The sequence below is a fragment of the Pseudomonas sp. 21LCFQ02 genome, from assembly GCF_024129895.2.
GTDB lineage: Bacteria > Pseudomonadota > Gammaproteobacteria > Pseudomonadales > Pseudomonadaceae > Aquipseudomonas.
This window is the reverse complement of record NZ_JAMYEA020000002.1, coordinates 1-22,039: the sequence shown is the minus strand read 5'-3', so window position 1 is coordinate 22,039 and position 22,039 is coordinate 1. Positions and strand designations below refer to the sequence as shown.

Annotated in this window: 19 protein-coding genes and 1 pseudogene; 14 read left to right on the top strand and 6 right to left on the bottom strand. The window is 61.6% G+C overall.

The features are described from left to right. Positions 1-3: 3 nt before the first annotated feature. Positions 4-1,002 (bottom strand): response regulator, encoded by a 999-nt coding sequence (locus NJC40_RS28220; protein WP_045492857.1) that lies wholly within the window; start codon positions 1,000-1,002, stop codon positions 4-6. Between the two features lie 914 nt (positions 1,003-1,916). Between NJC40_RS28220 and wecB the strand changes: the two genes are divergently transcribed. From wecB to NJC40_RS28150, 14 genes are all read left to right on the top strand, one after another. Continuing rightward, entirely contained in the window at positions 1,917-3,164 is a 1,248-nt protein-coding gene (wecB, locus tag NJC40_RS28215; RefSeq protein WP_253141041.1) for a non-hydrolyzing UDP-N-acetylglucosamine 2-epimerase, read from the top strand. 48 nt (positions 3,165-3,212) lie between these two features. Then, positions 3,213-5,417 carry a cellulose biosynthesis cyclic di-GMP-binding regulatory protein BcsB gene (locus tag NJC40_RS28210; RefSeq protein ID WP_253141022.1) on the top strand — a complete coding sequence of 735 codons (2,205 nt, stop codon included), beginning with the start codon at positions 3,213-3,215 and terminating at the stop codon, positions 5,415-5,417. Positions 5,418-5,429: 12 nt separating this feature from the next. Further along, a complete protein-coding gene (locus NJC40_RS28205) occupies positions 5,430-7,538 on the top strand; it encodes a glycosyl transferase family protein (protein ID WP_253141021.1) in 2,109 nt (702 codons plus the stop codon). Continuing rightward, on the top strand, positions 7,535-9,490 hold the full coding sequence (locus tag NJC40_RS28200; protein WP_253141020.1) for an NfrA family protein: 1,956 nt from the start codon (positions 7,535-7,537) through the stop codon (positions 9,488-9,490). Before NJC40_RS28205 ends, NJC40_RS28200 begins: the two co-directional genes overlap by 4 nt. 2 nt (positions 9,491-9,492) lie before the next feature. Next, positions 9,493-10,365 (top strand): alpha-amylase family protein, encoded by an 873-nt coding sequence (locus NJC40_RS28195; RefSeq protein ID WP_253141019.1) that lies wholly within the window; start codon positions 9,493-9,495, stop codon positions 10,363-10,365. A gap of 444 nt (positions 10,366-10,809) precedes the next feature. Then, a complete protein-coding gene (locus NJC40_RS28190) occupies positions 10,810-11,250 on the top strand; it encodes a CsgE family curli-type amyloid fiber assembly protein (RefSeq protein ID WP_253116529.1) in 441 nt (146 codons plus the stop codon). Between the two features lie 10 nt (positions 11,251-11,260). Continuing rightward, a complete protein-coding gene (locus tag NJC40_RS28185; RefSeq protein WP_045492869.1) occupies positions 11,261-11,680 on the top strand; it encodes a curli assembly protein CsgF in 420 nt (139 codons plus the stop codon). A 70-nt stretch (positions 11,681-11,750) separates the two neighbouring features. After that, the gene (locus tag NJC40_RS28180; RefSeq protein ID WP_045492871.1) at positions 11,751-12,887 is read left to right on the top strand and encodes a hypothetical protein; all 1,137 of its coding nucleotides are present in this window, start codon (positions 11,751-11,753) and stop codon (positions 12,885-12,887) included. A gap of 90 nt (positions 12,888-12,977) precedes the next feature. After that, positions 12,978-13,802 (top strand): CsgG/HfaB family protein, encoded by an 825-nt coding sequence (locus NJC40_RS28175; protein WP_231906518.1) that lies wholly within the window; start codon positions 12,978-12,980, stop codon positions 13,800-13,802. Positions 13,803-13,820: 18 nt separating this feature from the next. Beyond that, on the top strand, positions 13,821-14,327 hold the full coding sequence (locus NJC40_RS28170; RefSeq protein WP_253141018.1) for a curlin-associated protein: 507 nt from the start codon (positions 13,821-13,823) through the stop codon (positions 14,325-14,327). Between the two features lie 5 nt (positions 14,328-14,332). Then, positions 14,333-14,626, top strand: coding sequence for a curli-like amyloid fiber formation chaperone CsgH (gene csgH, locus NJC40_RS28165; protein WP_253141017.1), 294 nt, complete (start codon positions 14,333-14,335; stop codon positions 14,624-14,626). A gap of 61 nt (positions 14,627-14,687) precedes the next feature. Continuing rightward, a complete protein-coding gene (locus NJC40_RS28160) occupies positions 14,688-15,083 on the top strand; it encodes a lysozyme inhibitor LprI family protein (protein WP_045492879.1) in 396 nt (131 codons plus the stop codon). 5 nt (positions 15,084-15,088) lie between these two features. Next, the gene (locus tag NJC40_RS28155; protein WP_253141016.1) at positions 15,089-15,232 is read left to right on the top strand and encodes a hypothetical protein; all 144 of its coding nucleotides are present in this window, start codon (positions 15,089-15,091) and stop codon (positions 15,230-15,232) included. Between the two features lie 5 nt (positions 15,233-15,237). Next, positions 15,238-15,594: a GFA family protein gene (locus tag NJC40_RS28150; RefSeq protein WP_253141015.1), complete on the top strand. Its 357-nt coding sequence runs from the start codon at positions 15,238-15,240 to the stop codon at positions 15,592-15,594. A gap of 218 nt (positions 15,595-15,812) precedes the next feature. Here the strand turns inward: NJC40_RS28150 and NJC40_RS28145 are convergent, their stop codons facing one another. The 5 genes and pseudogenes from NJC40_RS28145 to NJC40_RS28125 form a co-directional block, all read right to left on the bottom strand. Further along, the gene (locus NJC40_RS28145) at positions 15,813-16,925 is read right to left on the bottom strand and encodes an SGNH/GDSL hydrolase family protein (protein ID WP_231906520.1); all 1,113 of its coding nucleotides are present in this window, start codon (positions 16,923-16,925) and stop codon (positions 15,813-15,815) included. 151 nt (positions 16,926-17,076) lie between these two features. Beyond that, a complete protein-coding gene (locus NJC40_RS28140; RefSeq protein ID WP_253141014.1) occupies positions 17,077-18,135 on the bottom strand; it encodes an SGNH/GDSL hydrolase family protein in 1,059 nt (352 codons plus the stop codon). A gap of 49 nt (positions 18,136-18,184) precedes the next feature. After that, the gene (locus tag NJC40_RS28135; RefSeq protein ID WP_253141013.1) at positions 18,185-19,588 is read right to left on the bottom strand and encodes an MBOAT family O-acyltransferase; all 1,404 of its coding nucleotides are present in this window, start codon (positions 19,586-19,588) and stop codon (positions 18,185-18,187) included. A gap of 326 nt (positions 19,589-19,914) precedes the next feature. Then, complete coding sequence (locus tag NJC40_RS28130) at positions 19,915-21,048, bottom strand: alginate O-acetyltransferase AlgX-related protein (protein WP_253141012.1); 1,134 nt, start codon at positions 21,046-21,048, stop codon at positions 19,915-19,917. 10 nt (positions 21,049-21,058) lie between these two features. Continuing rightward, positions 21,059-22,039, bottom strand: a pseudogene (locus NJC40_RS28125) (MBOAT family O-acyltransferase); the annotation flags it as partial.

Below are 22,039 nucleotides of genomic sequence, written 5' to 3'. Positions count from 1 at the left end.
GGATCAGCTCATCATGTAGGCAAGTTTGTTCGTGAGCCGCTCGACCGAGTCTTCGGTGAACAACATCAGCAGATCGAAGTGAATATTGTGCCCTTCAACGCTGTAGCTGACCTCGACGGCCAGGGTCTTCTTCCAGCGTTTCTGGTTGACGTCGATCAGGTCGTCGATGCCGCCCTGCTGGCCAAGAATCTGCGGATGGCCCAGCGAAAACGGCACGTCGATCTGCTCACCGATACCGCTCAGGCAGGCACCGATCACCAGGGTCGAGAGGTCCAGGAGCATTTCCATGTCGGTGTAATCGGTGGAGTCTCGCTGCATCAGCCGGGCGATGTCAGCGACCTCCGAGTCATGCAACAGCAACAAGGCTTCACCGGCAATACCGCCGCCGATGTAACCCTGGCACACAGCGGTCAGCCGCTGACCACGCTGAGCATCGGCCAGGGCCATGTGCAACTCGCCCACCTCAAGCATATTGACGTTGGGCACCGGCAGTTGCACAAACACCCCCAGCACCTTGGCCAGCAACGCCGCGGCACGGCCCATGGCGACGTTGACTGTCTCGCGCATGGCATCCTGAAAGCTGATCCGGCCATCGGCGCCAGCAACGATATGCGGCGCCTTGACGGCAGGCGGGCCCAACAGCGCCAGGCGACTCAGGGTCGCTTGCAGCTCGGTGGGGTCAGCAGGCTTTTTCAGAAATGCCAGGGCGCCCAGCTCCATCACTCGCCGCACCGCTTCGTCCTGGACGTCCCCGGACACCACCACGACCTTGGCCGCCAGTTGCTCCGAACGGATCGCTGCCAGGGTCTGATAGCCGTCCATCACCGGCATGGTCAGGTCCAGCAGAACCACCTCGCCCTGCCCCCGGCGTATGGCATCGAGGCCTTCAAGTCCGTTGGTGGCCATGGTCACCGACACATCCCAGTCTTCAGGCAAGGCCCGGAGTAACTGCTTGCGCGCCATGTTCGAGTCATCGCAGATCAGTAGCGCTATCGTGGGCATCGCATGGTTTCTCACTGCAAAGAAAAGTTTCAGACCAATAATGGAACAGCCTTGATGGCCATTGGCAAAGAGCAATTAAAAGCGAGCGTATAACACTCAATGCTGCCTGCGAAACGTTACGGTGGGTGGAATATTCACCTTTGCGCACGCTTGCCTGCAGCAATGCAATTAGCATGCTCAAGCCCTTGCAGCACGGGCTTGCCAGAAAATACCAGGCCTGTGCGAAGACCATTGCAATACGCCGCAGGACAGCCGACGGCCGATCAATATTGAACCCGCTAATCATTCTCAACCCGGCCGATGATTAACCGCCCGCGGTTGACGACTAATAGTGCGCAAACACGGCACTCAACGCATCAGCCTGCTGAACTTTCCCACCTTGCGGCGGTCCTGTTTCGCCCTGTACGAAATGATTGAACTTTTAATTCCTCGCGCTCTACGCGTTCTGCCAACCCGTTCGCCATTCTGCCAATATGCAGGCGTCATAGTGCTGACATTAATGACTCCGCTCAGTCGAACAACAGTCGCTAGCCAATGCGTGAGCGCCAGATAATTAATACCCTCAAAACAGCTCAATCAAAAATAGAAAAATGAGAAATATCATATAGTTACGATGATATCAAAACGATAACACCCTCGTTTGAGTTAATCACGACTGCCCGTAACTTCAAAAGTTTCCAGTTCTTTCCTACGCAAAAATCAAATTAATATTTTGCAATTCTTAAATTAAGTGCTAATAATCCCTGCACTTCCGGGATGCAAAGCAGTGCAGTTCTTCATCACATGATGTGACCCCCCTAGTGTCGATTCTGTTGACCCCGGTACTACGATAGAACCCGAATCATTAGTTGCCCGCACGCTGTAGCGTACGGGCCGACTGCTGTAAGCGCACGATGACTGCGCGGGAGGCCACCATCGCTAGCAACCAACCCAAAGTCCGTATTCTGTCCATCTTCGGCACTCGCCCCGAGGCCATCAAGATGGCACCGCTGGTCAAGGCGCTGGCCGCCGAGCCCGGTATCAGTTCACGGGTCTGTGTCACTGGCCAGCATCAACACATGCTGCACCAGGTGCTGGAACTGTTTGAGCTCAAAGCCGATTACAGCCTGGAGGTCATGCGCCCCAATCAAGGGCTCAACGGCCTGACCGCCGCACTGTTCGAGGCCATCGACCCGATGCTGGAGATTGCCCAGCCCGACCGGGTGCTGGTCCACGGCGATACCACCACGGCCATGGTCGCCGCGATGGCCGCCTTCCACCGGCGTATTCCGGTGGGCCACGTCGAGGCCGGGCTGCGTACCGGCGATATCCGCCAGCCATGGCCTGAAGAGATGAACCGGCGCAGTATCGACATGACCGCCGACCTGCTGTTCGCCCCCACCGCTGAGGCGCGTCGCCATCTGCTTGGCGAACGCCAGCAGGGCCGTTCGTTCGTCACCGGTAACACGGTCATCGACGCCTTGCAGCAAACGGCCCGACGCATCGAACGCGACAGCGAACTGCGCCAGCGCCTGGACCACCAGTTCAGCTTTCTGCTGCCCAGCCGCAAGGTGTTGCTGGTGACCGGTCACCGGCGCGAGAACTTCGGCGCAGGTTTTCTCGATATCTGCAAGGCGCTGCATACCTTGGCACAGCGACCGGATATCCAGATCGTTTACCCGGTGCACCTGAACCCCAACGTCAAGGGCCCGGTCACCGAGCAGTTGGGCAACCTCGGCAACGTGCACCTGATCGAGCCACTGGATTACCTGTCCTTCGTGCGCCTGATGCAACGCGCCCACGTAGTGCTGACCGACTCCGGCGGCGTTCAGGAAGAGGCACCGTCGCTGGGCAAGCCGGTGCTGGTGATGCGCGACGTCACCGAGCGCCCGGAAGCCGTGGCCGCTGGCACCGTGCGGCTGGTCGGCACCGCGCCGCAGTCGATTGTCGAGGGCGTCAGTGCGCTGTATGACGACGACCTGCTCTGGCGCCGCACAGCCCAGGCCAACAATCCCTATGGCGACGGCAAAGCCTGCACGCGCATCGTCGATGCACTGATGGGCCGACCGGTCGATGACTTCGTTCCCGGCCAGGCCGACTGGCCCCGCGCAGACTGGCTACAAAATACCGCAAGCCTGCCACCGGCGGCGCACTCAGCGTATTCACGGCCGTTCAACTCCTAGTTCGGCGCTTACTTCACCCGCGATTTCCATTCGTTCGAGACCACATTGATGAAGTCCATCCCTGCGGGCGCTCTCAGCGCCCTGGCCTGGGGTGCGAGCCTGTTTGTGCTCGCCCCCAACCTGACCCTGGCCGCCGACAGCCCGCTGACCCAGGCCATTGCCCGGCTCAACAGTGATCTGCGCCAGGACCGCGAGATCCGCCTGGCGGAACTGGGCATCAAGGCGCCCATCATCCTGGGCTCGACCGATGCGCGACGTGAGCTGTACCTGCCGGTACCGGCCGGCGTGCCGCTGCTCGATGCCAGCCTGAAGTTCGATGCCAGTTACCTGAATGGCGAAGGCGGCCGCAACACCCTGTTGTTGTCGCTCGATGGCTACCCGGTGCGCGCCCAAGGCCTGAACGAAGCCCAAGGCGATGCCAGCGTCAGTCTGGGCGTCGACAAGGCGCCGCGTGACAGTGGTTCGGTGCGGCTGGGCGTGGCTTGGTCGTCGATCGTTTCCCGGGATCTATGCGAAGACGAACGGGTCATCGGTAACGTGCTGCGCATCGAGCCCGACACCCGCTTGCAGTACAGCTACGACGCCGGTCAATTGCGTGATATCGGCGCGGCCTGGAACGCCTTGCCTGGCAAACCCGGCGTGCTGGTCGCGCCCGGCAGCCTGAGCGCGCAGAGCTACGACGCGGTCTGGCGCCTGGGGGTGGCGCTGGAGCGCATTGGCAAGCAGGCGCAGATTCTGCCGTTGCCCGCCGTGGGCGATCAGCTTGATCTGAGCGCCCTGAATATCCCGGCAGCGCTGCGCAACGTGCCGGCTTTCGCCAGCCTGGCAGGCCAGGGCCGCTATACCCTCAAGACCCCCGCCGAAGTGGGTGCCCTGCTGGTGCTGGGCCAGACCCCGAATGTGCAGGCTGATCTGGCGATTGACGATGCGCAGCTGCTCAAGGCCATCAACCTGGCCCTGGACGCCTTGCAGGCCGAAGTCCAGAGCCTGGATGGTCAGGCCGCTGCCGCGCTGACCCAGTGGCGCCAACGGCATATCGGCGCAGGCCTCGGCGCGTTGAGCAAGAACGAAGCGCGCCTGGCGCTGGTCGGTGCCCGGCCGATGCTGCTGATCGCCCCCGACGCCACGGTCAAGGCCATGAGCCTGTTCAACTCGGCGTGGAACAAACTGGCCCGCAATCGTCAGTTGACCATTGCCGAAGCGCAACTGCCATTGAGCGAGGACGGGCGTCTGGCCCTGTCACGTCTGGGCGGCTCACCGGGTGGTCTGCAAGTGCTGGCCAAGAGTGACTGGAGCGCCACTTTCCCGTTGGGCAACGTTGCCTATGACGGCCGCCTGCCGGTCAAGGCGGTGGTCGATCTGGCCAGTTCACCGGGCGCTTCAAGTACCGCACCGGTGGCCTCGGTGTTTCTCAACGATTACCTGATCGGCGCCGCACAACTGGTCAGCGATGGCCACAAGCAACGCATCGAGGCGCGGATTCCGGCTTATGCGCTGGGCTCGCGTAACGTGCTGCGCGTGTCGTTCCAGCGCCAGCCAGTCAGCAACCGTTGCCTGGAAACCCCGCAGGCGTTTCCGGTTACGGTGCTGCCCACCAGCCATATCGTGCTGGAGAACAGCACGCCGGGCAGCGACTTCGCCGGCATGGCCGCACGCTTTGCCAAAAACAGCCAGATCCTGGTACCGCAAGCCTGGCTGGAGCAACCCGCCAGCAGCCTGCCAACCCTGATCAAGATCGCCGACGCAGCCGGCCTCTCGCCACTGCGTGCGCAGCTCAAGGTACAGGCCGACGGCAAGGCCGCGGTGGCCCCAGACCAGACGTTTCTGGCCTTCGAATTGCCCATCAAGGACAGCGATGCCGCTGTGCAGGTCGATGACCAGGGCCGCTTGCTGATCAACCACAAGCAGCAACGCCTGCTTGACCTGCAACAGCTGGACGGCATGGCCGCCCTGCAAGTGGTCACGTCCGGCGGTCAGCAGGGCCTGGTGTATCGCACCCTGGGCAGCCATGCCCCGCAGTTTGATGAGCCACTGCTGCTGACCCGCGGCAACGCCTCGATACTGGGCTCTGAAGGTGTGCTGTCGACCTTCGACACGCACGACCCCAGCGGCAGTCAGTTGATCGACGCCGACGAGCCACGCGGCCTGGAGGCCTGGCGTCAGCCGTCACTGCTGTGGTTGATCCCCGGTGCCCTGCTGTTGCTCGTCGTCATCCTGCTGGCCGGCCGCCGCGCCCGCCGTCAACGCCAGTAACGGGACCGCTCGATGACCTCGCTCTACTGGCCGTACTGGCTGGCTCATTACTACAGCTACCTGGAAGCCGCGACCCTGGTGGTCGCGGTGATCATCCTCATCTCCAGCCTCGACGACCTGATCGTCGACCTGTGGTACTGGGCGCGGCGGCTGTACCGCAAGTACACCGCCGAGCGCCGCTACCGGCCATTGACCGAGGCGCAGTTGCTGGCCCGTGACCAGCAACCCATGGCCATCATGGTCCCGGCCTGGCTGGAGTACGACGTCATCGCGCCGATGATCGAAAACATGGTCTCGACCCTGGACTACAAGCATTACGTGGTCTTCGTCGGGACTTACATCAATGACCAGCGCACCATTGATGAAGTCGAACGGATGCGCCGCCGTTACAAGCAACTGCACCGCGTCGAGGTACCGCATGCCGGGCCGACCTGCAAGGCCGACTGCCTGAACTGGGTGATCCAGGCGATCTTCCACTACGAGAAAACCCACGGTATGAGCTTTGCCGGTACCGTGCTGCATGACAGCGAAGACGTGCTGCATCCGCTGGAGCTGCGCCTGTTCAACTACCTGCTGCCGCGCAAGGACATGATCCAGTTGCCGGTGGTATCGCTGGAGCGTAACTGGTACGAGTGGGTGGCAGGCACTTACATGGACGAGTTCGCCGAATGGCACGGCAAGGATCTGGTGGTGCGCGAAAGCATGACCGACACCGTGCCTTCGGCCGGGGTCGGCACCTGTTTCTCACGGCGCGCCCTGGAAGTGCTGGCAGCGGAAAACCAGAACCAGCCGTTCAACACCGACAGCCTGACCGAGGACTACGACGTCGGTGCACGCTTGGCCAAATACGGCATGAACGCGATCTTTGTGCGCTTCCCGGTGCAGTTCCGGGTGCTGCGCAAGTCGTGGTTTCGCAAGCCGTATGAATCGACCCTGAACATGCCGCTGTGCGTGCGCGAGTTCTTTCCCGATACCTTCCGCACCGCGTTCCGCCAGAAAGCCCGCTGGACCCTGGGCATCGGCCTGCAGGGCTGGGAGCAGATGGGCTGGAGCGGCTCGCTGGCCAACCGTTATCTGTTATTTCGCGACCGCAAGGGTATCGTCACCTCGTTCGTCAGCATCCTGGCCTACCTCATCCTGATTCAACTGGTGGCGCTGATCGTGCTGCGCTACAGCGGCCTGTGGGATACCAGCTTTCCGACCCTGTTCGATAACAGTGACCTGTTGAGTGTCCTGTTGCTGGCCAACGGCGCGGCACTGCTCTGGCGTATGGCCCACCGTTTCTATTTCACCAGCGTGCTGTACGGCTGGCAGCACGGGCTGTTGTCGATCCCGCGCATGGTGGTAGGCAACTTCGTCAACTTCATGGCCGCCGCCCGCGCCTGGCGCATGTTCCTGACTGGCAAGCTGCTGGGGCGCAAGCTGGTCTGGGACAAGACCATGCACGACTTCCCTTCCACCGACCTGGTGGCCAGCGCGCCGCGCAAGCTGGGCAGCGTGCTGCTGTCGTGGCAGGCGATCAGTGATGAACGCCTGCAAAGCGCGCTGGATGAACAGCACAGCCGTCCCCTGCCGCTGGGCCGAATCCTGCTGAGCCGTGGCTGGCTGGATGACGAAACCCTGGCCGAGGCGATCGCCTTTCAAAATGACCTGCCACGTATCTTCGACCTGCAGGCGCAGTGTCAGGATGACCTGATCGACCATGCGCTCGTCCTGCGCTGGCGTGCCGTGGCGCTGGGCGCAAATGAACACGGCCAGCCACGCATCGCCGTGACCAGCCCGCTGAGCGACGAAGCGCTGCAGCAAATCAGCATCGCGCTGGGCGGTGAGCCGTTGCAGTTGATTGCCCGGGAAAGCGAAATCAACGCCCTACTGCGCCGGATCGGCGCCGCCACACAAGGCCAGCAACCTGCCAAAGGCACGCCGCTGCTCGGCGACTTGCTGATCGAAGCCGGGCTGATCGACCGTCAGGTGTTCGACCGGGCGATGCTCAATTATCAGCCACAACAACACGGAAGAATCGGCGACTACCTGGTGGATCTGGGCGTGTTGCCGCGCGAGACCATCGAACAGGCCGTTGAACGCCAATACCGTTTTGAGCCAATGGAGTCCACGCCATGAAGCGCGCACTGCTGCCGTTAATGGCAAGCCTGGCCCTGCTGCCGGCCAGCGTCATGGCCGAAGTCCTGCCGCTGGCCTTGAGCGGCCCGGCGTATCACTTGGCCAACGAGGCTTACCTGGCCTATGACCGCAAAGATTACGACCAGGCGGTCGCCAAAGCCCGTGAAGCCCTGCGCCAGCGCCCTGATGTGAGCGAGCTGAACGATCTGGTCAAACTGGCGCTGCGTGACAAGGATCGCCGCGACCACCCCGAACGATACCCCGATGCACGACCAAAACCCGGTTATCTGGCCGGTAATCAGTCGCTGCGCGAATACCGCAACGGCCATTACGATGCCGCAGCCAGGGCTGCACTCAAGGCCATCAGCCAAGCGCCTGAAAACCTCGACTATCGGCTGATGCTGATCGAAGCCCTGCAACGCCAGCAGAAGCTGGAGCAAGCCCACGCAGCCACCACCGAGGCCATCGCAACATTGGGGCCGCAACCGGAGCTGGTGCGCCGCCGGCAGGCGATCGAAGAACAGCAATCGGTAGTGATTGCCGCCAAAGGCTACGAGGCGCTGGCCCGGGGTGACAACGACAAGGCGGTGAGCCTGGCCCGTGATGTGGTGCAGCGCTATCCGCAGAACGTCGCGTACCGGCGCTTGCTGGTCAGTGCCCTGATCGCCCATCAGCAATACGAAGCGGCCCGCGCCGCCGCCAGCGAAGCCTTGGCCCTGCAAGGCAATGACGCCACGCTACTGGCCCAGCGCGGGCAGCTGCGCCAGCGCCTGGGCGACGACGCCGGCGCGCGCCAGGACTACGCCCAGGCATTGGCTGTCGGCAACCTGCCCGACCGTGAACGCGCGGCGCTGTATGCGGCCATGGGCCAACCCGATACAGCGCTTCGCTATCTGCAACAGGCACGGGCCAAGGGCGAGCTACAGGCCGGCGACGAAGTGCAGATTGCCTACTTCCTCAGCCAGGCCGGCGAGCAGGATCAAGCGCTGGCGACGTTTCGCCAGGTGGACCGCAGTACCGGCCTTAAACCGGTCGACCTGCGCAACGCGGCCTACACCGCACAGCGCAGTGGCGATGACGTGCAGGCGATTGCCTACTTCGAGCGGGTGCTCGATTATCAGCGGGCCGGCACGCTGGACATGAGCGAACAGGAGGTATTCGACACCCGTCGCTCGGTAGCCGACCTGTCACGGCAATGGAGCCTGACCAACACCAGCACTTACCGCGGCGCCAGCACCAGCAGCGGTCTGGGCGGCGCACCCGGTGCCAGCAACGACAGCCTGCAAAACAGCACCGAAGTGGCCTGGCGCCCGCTGGGCTACAACAATGCGCGGTTCTTCGAGCTGTACGGCCGGCTGACCGACACACTGTGGAGCAAGGACGACAACGACACCGGTCGCGATGCCTTGCAAGGCGCGCTGGGGATCCGCTTCAAGCCGTTGTCGGCGTACAACGTGATGCTGGCCCTGGAGCGCACCTTCCCGCTGGCCGGCTCGAATGTCGACGGCGACTGGCTGGTGCGCCTGGGCTACGGCTCAAGCATCGGCACCGACCTGCGGGTCGACAAACCCGGCTGGTGGACCTCCCAACTGTATATGGAGGCCGGGCGCTACCTGCAGAACAGGCGCAACTACTTCAACAGCGAATGGCAGATCGGCCGCAGCATTCGTCTGGACCGTATCAGCCGCCGGCTGGTGATTTTCCCGCACATCGTGGCGGCCGCCGACTACGACTCGAAGATGCGCAGCCAGGTCGATGACCTGGGCCGCCAGCGCAGCTCATCCGGCAACGCCGGCGGCGTCGGAGTCGGTGTCGGGGTGCGCTACTGGATGCGTGAAACTCGTAGCAAGGCACCACAGTCCTACATTGACCTGTCGTTGCAATATCGCGAGCGGGTCTTCGGTGACGATCGCGCCGAAGGCGTCTTCGCTCGCTTTACCTACTCGTGGTGACCATGCCCCAGCTACCGCTGCTCCGTCGTCTGTCAACCCGCGCCCGGGTGCTCACCGGCGTGCTGCTGGGCTTGATAGCACTCGGTACCGGATTGCTCTATGCCATCGACAGCGAGCGGCCCGCGCCCGACATCGCCGGCATCGTCTGGCAGCCGGACAACGCGACGGTGGGCATCCAAGGCCAGTGGCACACACTCGGCGCCAAAGAGCTGCTGGTGCAGTGGTCAGTGGTCGACGATCAGGCATTCATACCCGGCACCGGCCTGCCGGGCGTGCCGGTGATGCCCGACTGGGAACGCATCGCCCGCGAACCCTGGGCGCAGGGTGTGATTCTCGGCCTGGCCGGCTATTTCAGCGAAAACCGCTCACGGGACAACATCGAGCACCTCGCAGCGTTGTCAGAACAGCTGGCCAGGGTCCAGACACCGCTAAACGTCACCGGCTGGTATTTCCCCGCGGAAGTCGACCCCAGCTGGACCCGCGCCAAAGAGCTGCCCGCGCTACTGGCCAAACTGCCTCGCCCGCTGTGGATCAGTGTCTATGACGGTGCCAACATCGGCCCTGCCGCCACTGCCGACTGGCTGCAGAGCTGGCTGCCGGCAGATGTCGGGGTGTTCTTCCAGGACGGCGTGGGCGTCTATGCGCGCACCGCGCCGGTGGCCCGCACTTACATGGACGTGCTCAGCCAGCGGCTGGGCAAAGACCGCGTACGGCTGATCGTCGAAGCCTTCCGGCCGCAATGGGGCGGCGGCTTTCGTCCGGCAACGCTGGATGAGCTCAAACCGCAAATGGCAGCGTATGCCGGCTATCCGCTGTACCTGTTCGATGGCCCGCACTATGTGACGCCTGAGCTGGTCGAGGGTCTGAACCCATAAACATCTGCCGGGGTGCCGTAAGACAACAACCGGGACGGTTAAATACCTCACTCAAATGAATGCAACTAATAATTCATTTGATGCCAAATAACGCCATCTTATATCCAAGCAGCGGCCTATAAGCCGCCTTTATATTTCATCGCCCACTGGATTCTCAACATCTATAACCCGCCCACCGTTAGATCATGCCTTTAATGGCTTATGTGCTCAACCCGTCAAATTAATTGACGTCACCTCTTCGCCTGACGGCCCCTGATGAAAGGCTGGCGCGCCCAGATCTATTATTGACGCCAGAAAACACCCCATAAGACCATTCATTTCGTTAGTTATAAATAACAATTTGGCGCCAGAAAATTATTTCCTGTTTAGTTTAAAAAAACAGTAGCACTTTGTAATTAACCAGTTATAAATTGGCATCACACACCTGTTGTGACTCAACGACCCATGAACTACTTCCGGCTCCTGAGCGTTCTCGTTCTGCAACTGGTACTGGCCTCTATTGGCTTGGCGCAGTCGAGTGTCGATCAAACGCCAGCGCTGACGCAAAAACGCACGCTCGACCAGGACGTGGGCGGTCTGGTCGTGGCGCAAACCATGACCCTGGCAGGTCGCGCGTTCTACGACAGTTTCGCCAGTGCCTGGAACGACAAGGACCCCGATGGCCGCTTTAGCGTGTCCATCAGCGAACGGCCCACGGCCCGGCTGGGCAGTCAGGTGTTTGTCGATTACGGCCACCGGCGCCTGGTGCAGATGTTTCTGCCGCCTAACCGCAGCCTTATCCCGGCGTTGGGCGCCAATGCCGCAGAGCAGGTTTATCAGGCAATTCTGGAGTATCAGGTGGCACAGTTTTTTGGCGATCCCGATATCGGTCGCGACGAACTCTAAAGGTAAGGTTATGCACCGTTATGCTTTGTTGCCTATCAGCTTGGGGCTGCTCTTTATTCTGGGCGGTCGCGTGCAGGCCAGCGAACTGGTCTACACACCGGTCAACCCTTCATTCGGTGGCAATCCGTTGAACGGTTCGGTGTTGATGAACCAGGCCACGGCACAGAACAAGTTCAAAGAGTCCAGCGCGTCCACCACCCAAAGTTCGCTGGAGCAGTTCAACAGCATGTTGCAGAGCGCCATTTTAAGCCGGGTCTCTTCGGCAGTGACCTCCAGCATCGTGGGCGCCGATGGCAAACTTTCGCCCGGCGTGGTTGAAACCACCGACTTCAGTATTGCCATTACCAACTTGCAAGGCGGGCTGCTACAGATTGTCACAACCGACAAAAGAACCGGCCAGACCACCCAGTTTCAAGTGAACCAACCGTAATACCGCCGTACTTGCTGTTCCTGCATTCACCGACCTCAAGAACCTGATCCTATTAATAAGGAAGACGTCCATGCGCACTCAAAAATCCCTGCTTTCACTCGCGGTTCTGGTTGCCCTGTCCGGTTCTGCACTGGCTGACAACAGCACCGTCAACGCCATCCAGAACGGCTCAAGTAACGCCATTACTTCGACTCAGATCGGTGCCAACCAGTCCTCGGTCTATGCCGAGCAGAACGGCAGGCGCAACACCGCCGGTATTGAGCAGACCGCCACCAGCAGCAGCGTGAGCGCGGTGCAGGCCGGCAGCAACAACACCGCGACAGCCCAGCAAAACGGCAACAGCAACCAGACCGGCATCAAACAGGTTGGTAATGGCGGTCAGACAGCCGCTGTGAAACAGGGCAGCGCGAACAACACCGCCAGCGTCGAGCAGACCTGGAACACCAACAGCACCGTGCAGATCGACCAGGGCCATACCTACGGCGGCAACAACAACCAGGCGTACGCCACCCAGAACGGTAACAACGGCACCACCAGCAACACCATTCAATGGGCCGGCTCAAACAATTTGGCGTCGAGCAACCAGCAAGTCAACAACGCTGCGCAGTCCACCATTAGCCAGCGCGATGGCAATAACAACAAGGGCTGGGTGACCCAGGTCGGCAACAACGTGGCCACCGCCACCATTGCCCAGTCACGCGGCGACAGCAACGAAGGTTCGATCAACCAGCAGTACGCGATTTACAACAACGCGGCCGGCATCGACCAAAGCTATGGCAGTGCCAACAAAGCGGCCATCGGCCAGAACGGCGGCTGGAACAACACCGCCACCGTGACCCAGGCCAACGGCAACCAGAACCAGGGTTATGTCACCCAGACCGCCGTGGCTGAGAGCAGCGCCGCCGTCAAGCAGACCCAGGGCAGCAACAACACCGCCAACGTCAACCAGTCCTACGGCTGGAAACTGGTCGCCAACGTCGAGCAGAAAGGCAACAACAACCAGGCCAACACCGTGCAGACCGGGGCTTACAACGAAGCCCGCCTGCTGCAGGACGGCTACAACAACGTGGCCAACGTCAACCAGAGCGGCATCGGCCTGGTCGGTCAGAGCAACGTCGTGGCGCTGACCCAGGCCAACAGCAACAACGTGGCCAACGTTACCCAGACCGGCGGCGCCGGCAACACCGCCACTATCACCCAGCGTTAATGGCTGTAGCCCCGCCGCTCACCCGACGGGGCGTTCTGGAGAGTCACGGACATGTACATCCGCGCGTTATCATTAATTGTGTGTGCAGCAATGCTGGTCAGCGGTTGTGCTACGTCCCGTCCAGCGGCGACCTTCAACCCCGCGTCGCTGGCTCCCCCTACCCAAATTTCCCGCGATCTGGCCAACCTGCCAGCCCCGGCCGGCCCGATTTCCGTGGCAGTCTATGGCTTGCGCGACCAGACCGGCCAATACAAGCCTTCACCAGACAGCTCGTTTTCCACGGCCGTCACCCAAGGCGCCGCGTCACTGCTGGTGACCGCCCTGCGTGACTCGAAGTGGTTCAAGCCGATGGAGCGTGAAAACCTGCAGGACCTGCTCACCGAGCGCAAGATCATCCGCGCGCTGGAGCAACCTCAGGACCAGGCCCAGGTACAGTTGCCCCCCCTGCGGCCCGCCAACCTGATCGTTGAAGGCGCCATCGTCGGCTACGAAAGTAACGTGCGCACCGGTGGCCTGGGCGTGCGTTACCTGGGCATCGGCCCTTCAGAGCTGTATCGCCAGGATCAGGTCACCGTCAACCTGCGGGCCGTGGACATCCGCACGGGCGAGATTATCCAGAGCATCACCACGACCAAAACGATCTTTTCCATCCAGGTCGATTTCGGCGTTTTCAAATATGTCTCGCTCAAGCACCTGCTGGAAGTCGAGACCGGTATCAGCCGCAATGAACCGGTCCAGCAGTGTGTGCGTGAAGCCATCGAGACCGCGCTGGTGCACATGGTTGCCCAAGGTGTGCGTGACGGCAGCTGGCGTCTGAAAAACCCTGACGACATCAACCAGCCGCTGCTGCAGGCCTATTTGAAGAATTACGACGAACAGACGCTGGCCATGCCTCTTACCGGGTCCGACAAATAATCCTCTACGGAGCAGATCATGGCATTTCATCTCAACCTGCGCGGCTACCTGGCCGCCGTCCTGCTGATCAGCAGCGGCCTCTGCCAGGCCGCCGATCTGCAAGCTGAAGCCCGCTACGCCGGCATCGTCAACGGTAAAGTGGCAAACATCGAACAGATCGGTTCCTGGAACCAGACCCGGGTCGAGCAAAGCGGTGCCAGCCAGCAACTGACCCAGCGTCAGGACGGCAATCGCAACCAGGCGCAGATCAGCCAGAGCGGCGCGAACAACCAGGCTTACCTGCAGCAGACCGGCAACGCCAACGACATCGTGCTCAGCCAGGCCGGCAGCTACAACCAGGTCAGCCTGCAACAAAACGGTCTGAACAACAGCGCCAACGTCCAACAGAGCGGCGCCTACAATCAGGCGCAGGTCAGCCAGTACGGCAATGGCAACCAGGCCAGCGTGCAACAGAGCGGCTTCGGCGGTACGGCCTCAGTCACCCAGTACGGCAACAATTCCACCGCCAGCATCAAACAATGGTGACCCCGATGATCGACATCTCCCAACTGGTGGTATCGATCGACACCCAGCGCAACGCCGAGGCGGTGCTGATAAGCCCGCTGCTGCAAAGCCCTGCGCCGCTGACCCTGCAATACCGCCTGAGCGTTCGCCAGACCAGCAGCAACGGCACCTCAAGCATCAGCCAGAGCGGCGACCTGCACAGCGGCGTGGCCTCTTCAGTCGTGCAAATCAGCCTGCCTTCAGGCGCGACATGCCAGATCCATCTGCAAGTTCTGCAGGACAATCAGGTGCTCAAACAACTCGAACGCGATTGCGAATAGCCCATATCCGGCTGCGAATCAGTATGCTTGTCGCCAACATCACTGATCGACAGAGGGACCTATGTCGCTGCCACGCTCGCTGCTGCTTCTCACCGCCTTGATCCTGCCTGCACTGCCTGTCCAGGCCAAAGAACCGCAATACAGCGTCACCTATGACCGCTGCATGGACACCTCCGGCGGCGTTACGGTGGAAATGCTCGACTGCAATGCCGCCGAGCTCAAACGCCACGACGCCCGCCTCAACGCCCAGTACAAAGCCGCCCTGGCTGCCCACGGCGAAACCCAGCAAGCGCTGCTGCGCGAGGCCCAGCGCCAGTGGATCAAGTACCGCGATGCCAACTGCAGCTTCTATGCCCAGCTCACCGGCGGCACCATGGACCGCCTCAACAGCAGCAGTTGCGTACTCGAAGCCACCGCGCGGCGGGCTGATGAGCTGGAAGGACTGGCGGGTATGTGAGCGTCATGAACCTGCTCGACCACTACCTGCCCGGCTACCAGTTTCAGGAAATACGCCAGACGAGTGCCACGCCCGAGCAACCGGCCTCCGCCGACAGAGCGACGATGGCCTGGAAACCATGGCTGACGGTGCAGTATTCAACAGGATGAAACACATGGCCCAGACCTTTACCGGCGGCTGCCTGTGTGGTGCGATCCGCTTCGAAGCCCACGGCGCCGCTGGCAACCCGCACAACTGCTCATGCCGGTTCTGCCAGCGCCACACCGGCAGCCTGAGCGCACCCTGGGTGGAATACCCCAGCGACCAGATACGCTGGACCGGCCCCGGCGGCGCACCGGCCACCTGGCGTTCCAGCGACTATTCGAGCCGGGCCTTCTGCGCCACCTGCGGCAGCTCACTCGGCGCGATAGACGATGCGCCGACAGTTGCCTTGCTGATCGGCTGCTTCGACGCCCCACGTAGCCTGGACTTCAAACCGGAGTATCACTCGTTTGAAGACCGGCTTGTTTGAGCGTACGCACGAATAGCCAAAGGCTTACACGCAGCAGAGAACAATTGCCATTTGCTGCCCCCGGCGACAGGCCTATATTTACATCCAACCACTGGTGAACAGGATGCTCACCAGGATCAAGGACGATCGACCGTGAAAGGATACTGCCGACAGGGAGTTGGAATGGTCTGGGACAAAAAACCCGCTTCGGCGGGTTTTTTATTGTCTGCTGAAAAGACCTAGCGTTTCCCGACCTGGCCCTTGAACCAGGCATACAACCCGGCTGCGCTCTGCCGGTAGCCTTCGGCAGTCAGATGGACCAGGTCCGGGCGGGCCAGGTCGCGGGCTTGCCAGCGCTCGATGGCGCAGTTGCCGCCCATGAACGCCTGCCAGTCCCAGAACAACGCATTGACCTGAGCGGCGACCCGGCGCTGGATCTGGATCACCGGGCGCAGGTTGTTGGCCTGTTTGCTTTCACAACGCGCCGCACGCTTGTTACGCACCGAGTCCGGGGCGCTGACCACCAACAACACCGTGCCGGGCAAGGCCTTGCGGAGCATCTGCAGCCGCTCGCGCAGGCGCTGCTCGTAGAGCGCCGGCTCCAGGCTGTCGTCGTAGGCTTCGTTGGTGCCATAGGCGAGGATCAGCAAGTCCGGGCGCAGTTGTTTGAGGGTGTCGAGCCAGCCGGCCTGCCACTTATCGACCACATCGAAGGTCGCACCATTGATGCCCAGCGCCGAATACAGCACGCCATTGTTGCGCTGCGACTGCAACAGCCAGCCGCCCACCGCCAGGCCATTGCTGCTGGCAAAGTTCAGCTCGACAGGCAGGCGCACATTGCTGATCGGCTGGCTGAAACGCCACTGGCCTTGAGTGACCGGCAATGCCCGGGCCTGGGTCGCGGTGTCTTTAGCCTGCAAAATGGTGCCGCGACTGGTCTGGTAGAGGGTCGACAGCGTATAGCGCTGTTCGCTCGGCTCACGGCTTTGCAGGGTCACGCCGGGACGGCTGGCGATCGGCAGCGACAGGTAGCCGCCCAGCGGAAATTGTGTGCTTTGCTGATTGCGCGCCGACACCAGGTCCCACTGACGTTTGCCGGTGTTGATGATCACCTGCTCGTAACGGGTGCCCGGGACCGGCGTGGCGGCGATAAAACCGATCCCGCCGTCGCCGTAGTCTTGCTGGAACAGCCGGCGCAGCTCGCCGCTGAACAGGTCGGCGGCCGTGTGTGAGTCGCCCAACTGGACGATATTGACCGGCTGACGCTGGGCGTTCTTGAGCTTGAGCGCCAGTTGGCTCAGGTTCGGGTCGACCCGGTTGGCCGGCAGCAAGGGTGTCCAGGCTTTGGTCACGATGCGCGTGGGCGGGCGCGGCGCTTCAGGCTGAACCGCAGCCGCACTCAGGGACAGGCCCGTCAGCAGCAGACAAAGGGCACCTCTAAAAACGACCTGCGTTGCCATCGCAGCGTTTTTAGAAGCACCCCAAAGGGCATGTTTGATCAACTCAACGCTCCGATAAACCAGGTTGGTGGACATCAATCAGGGTGAGCACCTTATTGGCGATCAGCCGCTGGCCCAATGGCGTGAAATGGATACCGTCGTCCCCACGAATCTTGCTCTTCTTGCCCGTCTCGTCGGTCATGTAGAACGAAAAATCATCGGCGCCGTAACCGAATACATCGTTGGCCGACAGGTAGAACTGCTGGTACTGCTGCGCCTCACTGCGATACACCTCGCGCAGGTACTGCATGGCCGTGGACAGTCTGGGGGTGTTCATGTTCGGCGGGCCGACCCAGATGACCCGGGCATTGTATTGCCGGGCCTGTTCGAGAATCGATTGCACACGCTGACGATATAGCGCTTCCCAGGCTTCGCTCTTGAAACGCAGGAATGGCTTGCCACGACTTTCGGGCATGTCCCAGGGATCGTTGGGGCCGAGAAACACCACCAGCAGACGAATGTTGCGGTGCGCCTCCAGGGTTTCATGCACGGTCTGCGGCCAGTTGAAGAAGCCTGGATACGCAAGCCCGGTGCTCTGTTTGCTCAGGTTGATGCTCTTGATGTTGAAGCGCTTGAGCAAGGTATTGGCCAGATGCGGCGCCACGCCTTGCATCAGCGAGTCGCCGACAAAGAACACCTCGTCGCCGGGCTCAAGGATGACCTGCCGGGTATTGATTGAACGGGCAGGCACCGGCGCGACGGTCGATACTGCGGGCGCCGCAACAGGCGTCTGGGATGCAGCAGGCGGCGGCAGCACAGGAACCTCGACCGGCGCAATATACACCGGTGCCTCGGCAGCACCGGCCATGACCGTCACCGCTGCCACCGTGGCGGGCAGTTGCACCACCGGCTCCGGCGGCACGCCGTCTGTACGCTTGCCAAGCTCGGCGACAAACGCATCGCGCCCCTGGCCCATGGCCCGCGTGATGTCCGCCCCCAGGCGCCACGCCGGGTTATCGCCCAGCCCGGGCAGTTCGCAACTGCGGTGGTACTTCTGCTGACAGTACAGACGCATCGAGTCCTGATTCAGCCAGCAGAGAATGATCATGGTCGTCAGCAGCATCAGCAGGGTCTTCAACGCAACCCGCAGACTGCTCCCAACAGTGGTGGACTCAAAAACTGGCATAAATGAAACCCGGCACGCCCGCAGGCGAGGCAAAGATGACCACGGAAATGAACAGCCCCAGCACCACCGGATACACCACCGCCGGCATCCGCTCGCCCGCCGCCAGCAGCTCACGCACGACACTCACCCAGGCCGGATACAACACCAGCACCGCCAGGCACGCCAACACCTTGAGCCCCGCATCACTGCTAAGGCCGTGCAATGACAGACCGGCCAGACCGTTGAGCAGTTCGCTGGCGTCTTCCAGCGTCGCACTGCGAAAGAAGATCCACGCCAACGCCACGTAATGGAAGGTCAGCAAACGTGCCAACAGACGTCCGCCCGGCCAACTGGCCTGCTCAGGCACCCAGTGCGACCACAATTTATAGATCGCCAGACCAATACCGTGCAGCGCGCCCCAGACGATGAAGTTGACGCTGGCGCCGTGCCAAAGACCGGAGATCAGCATGGCGATCATCATGTACAACATACCCAGCCACAGGCCATGCCGGTTGCCGCCCAGCGGGATATAGATGTAGTCGCGGATAAAGCGCGACAGGCTGATGTGCCAGCGGCCCCAGAACTCCTTGAGGTTATGCGCCAGGTACGGGTCGTTGAAGTTGTCCGGCAAGCGAAAGCCCAGCAACAGCGCGATGCCGGTCACCAGGTTGGTGTAACCGCTGAAGTTGAAGTAGATCTGCAGCGAGTAACCGTAGACCGCCAGCAGGATCTGCTCCGGCGAACCCGCCGAGGGGGTGTCGAAAATCGGGTCGACCCACTCGTTGGCCAGCCAGGAGCTGAGCAAAAACAGCTTGACCGCCGCCAGACCGATCAAACCCAGCGCGCGCTGCGGCTCAAGCACCTGACGCAGGCCGTCGGGACGAATCTGCGGCAGAAAATGCAAGGCTCGGTTCACCGGGCCGGCAATCAGGCTCGGAAAGAACGCCAGGTACAGGGCCAGATCCGGCAGCCCCGCCGGCTTGAGCTCGCCCCGGTTGATCGACACCAGATAACTGACCGAATGGAACACATAGAACGACAGCCCTACCGGCAGCAGCACCTGAAACACCGGCAACGCCAGGTTCAGACCCAATGACTGCCCGGCCGCCTGCACTGTCGTGGCCAGCAAGTCCTGATACTTGAAGCAGTAGAAACAGCCAAACACCACCGTGAGTATCAGCAGCCGTATGAACCAGCGCCCGGGCCATCGCGCGCTCAGATGCCCCAGGCCATATACCACCGCGGTGTAGCCCAGCAGCACATAGAGAAAGCTCAGGCCAAACGAGGCGAGGATGCCGTAACTGGCCGCCAGCAACAGCAGGTTCTGCAAGCGCGTGCTGGCGCACAGGCCCCAGTAGAGGATGAAAAAAAGCAGGAAACAGAGACCGAATTCGATCGAGAAATAGCTCATGCGCGTAGTCCGTTACGTCCGATTTCAGCGGGCTGGGCGAAGCGGCGCGATTATGTCAGAGCGTAGGGATCTGTAACAGGATGTATGAAGAACGCAGCCTGAAAGATAGAACGCAGTTGAAGCTGAAGCGCTAACTCATAGGTTGTACAGCCGCTTGAAATGTCGGTTCTTGTACAGAGGGGTAGCTCATATTGGCAAGATAAGAACACGTCTTGAGAGAAGCGATCACCGGCATGTTCACCGGATTTAGATTTATAGCTATCTAGATAGATAGCAATATATCTAGTTAGCTATAAATATAGGTGGCAGGCCTACAGCCCCCGTTATCAGGGCTTCAACGGCACATAAGCCGTCTGCAAGTCTCGTTCGGGTATCTCCCAGAGCACCAGTTTCGGTGGGGTCTGGGTAAAGGCCGGGCTGCTGAAGTAGGCATTGGCCGCGCCGGAAAATTCGCCGCCGTCTTTGGCAAAGTTGCCAATCGGCGCCCCCAGCGCCCGTTGCAGAAAACCCACGAATCCGGAGTTACGCGAGAACGAGGTGCCGATCAGCGCAATGTTGGGCAGTTCAGCATCACCGAACAAATCATCGAGGTTGTCAGCGTCACCCTGGGCCGCTTTCGCCTGTTCACTGATGGTGGTTTCGGCCACGCTTTGCGGCGTGGGCTGTAGCGACAGCGGCAACCAGTCGAGACCGGCCAGGCGGACCAGATCACCGGGGCGCGGCGCGGCAGGTGCTACGCGAGTGTCGAAGTCACGCTGCGGGCTGGCCCTGAAGCCCGACTCTTTTATCTGCCGCGCCAACGCCAGGGCGGCAGCGTTGGCGCCGGTTTCGCTCCAGTGGGTGTCGGTGCGCAGAAACGCTGCCTCACCCAACGGCTGCAAACTCGAGGTCAGGTCCAGGGTGGTGACGCCTGCGCGCTGTAACTGGCGGGTCCAATCGCTGATCCGTGACTGTAATTGCTCGGGGCGATACAGCCCGCACAACTGACCGGAGGCGATGCGGCTCTTGTCCGGGACCACCGCCACCCATAGGTCGATACCCTGCCCCTTCAGCCGCTGCTTGAGTTCGATCACCGCCTGGGCTTTGCGCTGGGCGTTGGCCTGGGCATTGCGCTGGATGCGTCGTTCATCGGTCAGGAACAGCCAGCCAGGGCAGCCTTGGCGGACCCGCGGGCCACTGTCTTGCAACAACAGCCAACTGGCGCCGCGTTCCAGATTGGCCGCTTGCTCAGCCAACAGCGTGGCAGACAACTGCTTGGCCAGGGCATGGGTCACCTCACCGTGCAGCAACGCCTCGCGGTCGACGTTGGCCGGCAACCATTGCAGCTTGCCGCTGGCGATCAGTACTCCACAACTCAGCAGGCCGATGCCCAGAAATGCCGCCAGGGTCACTCCGGCCAAAGGGCTGCTGCGCAAGGCCAGTTCAGTGGGCGCGAGCGGTGCATTGGATGGCTGGCTCATGAACAGGCCCTCAAAACTGGAAGTACAGGAACGGCACGGTTTCACGGCTGGCGATCAACGCGAACGACAGCAGGAAACCCGCCACCGGCCACACCGCCGCGCCGGTGACAAACCAGCGCGCCTGGGCCCAGCGTTGTTCGGCGCGGCGTTGCAGCAACGGTGCCACGATGCACAACAGCCCCAGCACGGCCGCCATGCCATGCGCCGGACGCAGGGTCACAGCCATGGCATCCCCCAGGCCAATGCCGTGCAGGCCAAACTGGCCGGCGTACATGCTCAAGGCCGTATGGAAGTCCGGCGAGCGAAACAGCGTCCAGGCCAGGCATACAAACAACAAGGTCAGCACATGGGCCAACGGTCTGGGGATCGCCGGCAGGCTCGAATGCGCCCAGGCCCGATCGACACACAGCGCGATACCATGCGCCGCCCCCCACAGCAGGTAATTCCAGCTGTCACCGCCATGCCACAGGCCGGCGATGGCCATGGTCAGGAACAGGTTGCGGTAGGTGTTCCAGACCCCATGGCGATTGCCGCCCAGGCCGATGTACAGGTAATCGCGCAGCCAGCTCGACAACGACAGGTGCCAGCGCCGCCAGAAATCCTGGATGCTGCGCGCCAGGTACGGCCGGTTGAAGTTCTCCGGAAAGTGAAAGCCCAGCATCAGGCCCAGGCCGATCGCCATCGCGCTGTAGCCGGCAAAGTCGAAGAACAGTTGCAGCGAATAGGCCAGGCAACCGATCCAGGCATCGACCAGGCTCGGCTGCGGCAGATGAAAAGCGACGTCCACCAGCGGCGACAAGGTGTCGGCCACCAGTACCTTCATGCTCATGCCGATCATGAAACGCCGCGCCCCCAAGGAAAAAAGCGTCCAGTTGAACTGACGCTGGTTCAGCTCACGGCGCACCCAGTCATAACGGATGATGGGGCCGGCAATCGAATGGCCGAACATCGAGATGTAGGTGGCGTAGTTGATGAAGCTGCGCTCCACCGG

What these genes read in the sequence shown, in the direction of transcription:
- NJC40_RS28140 (WP_253141014.1), bottom strand. Translation starts at nt 18,135, where the DNA reads ATGCTGCTGACGACCATGATCATTCTCTGCTGGCTGAATCAGGACTCG.
- NJC40_RS28210 (WP_253141022.1), top strand. Translation starts at nt 3,213, where the DNA reads ATGAAGTCCATCCCTGCGGGCGCTCTCAGCGCCCTGGCCTGGGGTGCG.
- NJC40_RS28185 (WP_045492869.1), top strand. Translation starts at nt 11,261, where the DNA reads ATGCACCGTTATGCTTTGTTGCCTATCAGCTTGGGGCTGCTCTTTATT.
- NJC40_RS28155 (WP_253141016.1), top strand. Translation starts at nt 15,089, where the DNA reads ATGAACCTGCTCGACCACTACCTGCCCGGCTACCAGTTTCAGGAAATA.
- NJC40_RS28130 (WP_253141012.1), bottom strand. Translation starts at nt 21,048, where the DNA reads ATGAGCCAGCCATCCAATGCACCGCTCGCGCCCACTGAACTGGCCTTG.
- NJC40_RS28150 (WP_253141015.1), top strand. Translation starts at nt 15,238, where the DNA reads ATGGCCCAGACCTTTACCGGCGGCTGCCTGTGTGGTGCGATCCGCTTC.
- NJC40_RS28180 (WP_045492871.1), top strand. Translation starts at nt 11,751, where the DNA reads ATGCGCACTCAAAAATCCCTGCTTTCACTCGCGGTTCTGGTTGCCCTG.
- NJC40_RS28160 (WP_045492879.1), top strand. Translation starts at nt 14,688, where the DNA reads ATGTCGCTGCCACGCTCGCTGCTGCTTCTCACCGCCTTGATCCTGCCT.
- NJC40_RS28220 (WP_045492857.1), bottom strand. Translation starts at nt 1,002, where the DNA reads ATGCCCACGATAGCGCTACTGATCTGCGATGACTCGAACATGGCGCGC.
- NJC40_RS28170 (WP_253141018.1), top strand. Translation starts at nt 13,821, where the DNA reads ATGGCATTTCATCTCAACCTGCGCGGCTACCTGGCCGCCGTCCTGCTG.
- csgH (WP_253141017.1), top strand. Translation starts at nt 14,333, where the DNA reads ATGATCGACATCTCCCAACTGGTGGTATCGATCGACACCCAGCGCAAC.
- NJC40_RS28175 (WP_231906518.1), top strand. Translation starts at nt 12,978, where the DNA reads ATGCTGGTCAGCGGTTGTGCTACGTCCCGTCCAGCGGCGACCTTCAAC.
- NJC40_RS28195 (WP_253141019.1), top strand. Translation starts at nt 9,493, where the DNA reads ATGCCCCAGCTACCGCTGCTCCGTCGTCTGTCAACCCGCGCCCGGGTG.
- NJC40_RS28205 (WP_253141021.1), top strand. Translation starts at nt 5,430, where the DNA reads ATGACCTCGCTCTACTGGCCGTACTGGCTGGCTCATTACTACAGCTAC.
- NJC40_RS28190 (WP_253116529.1), top strand. Translation starts at nt 10,810, where the DNA reads ATGAACTACTTCCGGCTCCTGAGCGTTCTCGTTCTGCAACTGGTACTG.
- NJC40_RS28200 (WP_253141020.1), top strand. Translation starts at nt 7,535, where the DNA reads ATGAAGCGCGCACTGCTGCCGTTAATGGCAAGCCTGGCCCTGCTGCCG.
- NJC40_RS28135 (WP_253141013.1), bottom strand. Translation starts at nt 19,588, where the DNA reads ATGAGCTATTTCTCGATCGAATTCGGTCTCTGTTTCCTGCTTTTTTTC.